Origin of the sequence: Marinobacter azerbaijanicus (assembly GCF_030250645.1) — a bacterium.
In the GTDB taxonomy this organism is placed as follows: domain Bacteria; phylum Pseudomonadota; class Gammaproteobacteria; order Pseudomonadales; family Oleiphilaceae; genus Marinobacter; species Marinobacter azerbaijanicus.
Window position 1 is genome coordinate 1 of the sequence record NZ_JASSVS010000059.1, and the last position, 1,683, is coordinate 1,683.

4 protein-coding genes are annotated in these 1,683 nt (G+C 59.4%); 1 reads left to right on the forward strand and 3 read right to left on the reverse strand.

The window, feature by feature from the left end:
- Window positions 1-118: 118 nt before the first annotated feature.
- The gene (locus QPM17_RS23555) at window positions 119-922 is read right to left on the reverse strand and encodes an AraC family transcriptional regulator (RefSeq protein WP_285394176.1); all 804 of its coding nucleotides are present in this window, start codon (window positions 920-922) and stop codon (window positions 119-121) included.
- A 95-nt stretch (window positions 923-1,017) separates the two neighbouring features.
- Between QPM17_RS23555 and QPM17_RS23560 the strand changes: the two genes are divergently transcribed.
- Window positions 1,018-1,272: a hypothetical protein gene (locus QPM17_RS23560; protein ID WP_285394177.1), complete on the forward strand. Its 255-nt coding sequence runs from the start codon at window positions 1,018-1,020 to the stop codon at window positions 1,270-1,272.
- On the opposite strand, the gene QPM17_RS23565 is transcribed toward QPM17_RS23560, so the two are convergent.
- Both QPM17_RS23565 and QPM17_RS23745 read right to left on the reverse strand, forming a co-directional pair.
- Complete coding sequence (locus tag QPM17_RS23565) at window positions 1,261-1,458, reverse strand: hypothetical protein (RefSeq protein WP_285394178.1); 198 nt, start codon at window positions 1,456-1,458, stop codon at window positions 1,261-1,263. The genes QPM17_RS23560 and QPM17_RS23565 overlap by 12 nt on opposite strands.
- A gap of 69 nt (window positions 1,459-1,527) precedes the next feature.
- A partial coding sequence (locus QPM17_RS23745; protein WP_340367543.1) for a GDYXXLXY domain-containing protein occupies window positions 1,528-1,683 on the reverse strand: 156 nt, incomplete at its 5' end.

Consider the following 1,683-nt stretch of genomic DNA (forward strand, 5'->3'; position numbering starts at 1 on the left):
ATAGCACGCCGACTTTCATGATCGACGGCCTGGTGGAGCCCGGCATGGGCAGCGGCGACAAGGTGGCAGAATGGGTAAAGCGGTTCGAATGAAGCCCTAGGGGCGTGTCGTCACGCAACTAACGATTGATTTCATCGCTATGAAGAACGCCAAAAGACGCGTACTGCCCCGGAGTCACCCCATAGGTACGTCGAAAAAGGGCGATGAATGCGCTGACGTTCTCGTATCCCAGCTCCAAAGCCACATACGTCACAGCCTTGCCCACTGCCAACATCTCCAGGGCACGCAGCAGGCGAACCCGCTGGCGCCATTCGGTCAAGGTGAACCCCGTCTCGATGACAAAGCGCCTCGACAGCGTGCGTGGCGCCATGGCGACCCATTCGGCCCACTCCCGTAGACGTCGATCGTCAGCGGGATGATTCGACAGGGCCCTTGCGATCTTGAGCAAGCGCGCATCCTTCGGCATCGGCAATCCGAGCGCTTCGCGGGGAAGGGCGCGGATTTCATCCAGAAGCACGTCGGCCAGCCTCGATTGCGCAGCCTCAGTACTCCCACCGTCAGCCTTGGCCAGTCGCGCCACCACTTCGCGCAACAGGCCGGAAACAGCCAGTATGCAAGGTTGATCAGGCAGATCGGCACAGGCCGATGGCAGAACATAAGCACTCCAACCGGCAAAGGCACCGTGAGAACGCGTGCCATGCACAACGCCAGGAGGCATCCACACGGCGTGGGTCGCCGGCACGACCCATTGGCTATCCTCCGTCTCTACCGATACCAAGCCATTCAATGAGCCCAGCAACTGCCCCCGGGCATGGCAATGACGGCACGTTGTTCGAACGGTACCCGATTTCCGTTCGACGGCAATGACACGCGGCCCAGCCAATGACGAGGCTAGCGCCGTGGAAAGGAAAGGTGACGACATAACATGGCTTCTTTTCGCTATTGCTTGTCCTTTATAGCGCATTCGCGCCTTCGTTATCCCTATAAAGTAAAGTTCCAATCACAGGAGGAACTGCCATGCGAGCCGAAGACATCCTTCCCGATCACCTGAACCAAATCGAGCAGGACGGCATCGTCATTCGTAAAGGGAACGTCGGCGCATTTCTGGCCAATGCCAAATGCTGGAGCGATCCGGCGGCGACACCTCAGGCACGTGACGTTGCCGAGCGCGATATTGTCGAGGCGCTGCCCGTCCTCAGAGCACTGGGATTATTCGAAGTGCTGAGCGTGCGCGATCCGAAGCTGCAACGGCTGATCGAATCACATCGCTAACATTCGCCAGGAACGATCGGTCACGTTGCGGAACTGGCGCTGCCAGGGAGGATGTTCCTTGGCAGCGTCGATCTCGCCGGCGCTCCCGGGAAGAGGATCCTCCCCTTCGTAATAGTACACTTCGGGTTCGCGCCCGTGCGCTTGCAGCCGCTGCTCCAGGCGCCGCGTCATCTCCACCGACCACATGCGATCTTCGGTACCATGAGACAGGAAAAGCGGTCCCAACCACTCCAGGCTTGCTGGCAGGTTTCATCCTCAACGTTTCACTCCCCCCAGCTCTTTGAACGCTTCATCATGCAAAGCCACCAGCAAAGGCTCGCCGCGTTCGTTGACACGGAACCGGCCGTAACGGGCGAGCTCATAGCGCTCGGCATGCCCTTCCTGAAAGAAGAAAGCGTCGGTGGCGAACCG

Bases quoted from the DNA above. Each gene is read 5' to 3' on its own strand.
- QPM17_RS23565 (WP_285394178.1), bottom strand. From the start codon at position 1,458: ATGTGGTCGGTGGAGATGACGCGGCGCCTGGAGCAGCGGCTGCAAGCG.
- QPM17_RS23560 (WP_285394177.1), top strand. From the start codon at position 1,018: ATGCGAGCCGAAGACATCCTTCCCGATCACCTGAACCAAATCGAGCAG.
- QPM17_RS23555 (WP_285394176.1), bottom strand. From the start codon at position 922: ATGTCGTCACCTTTCCTTTCCACGGCGCTAGCCTCGTCATTGGCTGGG.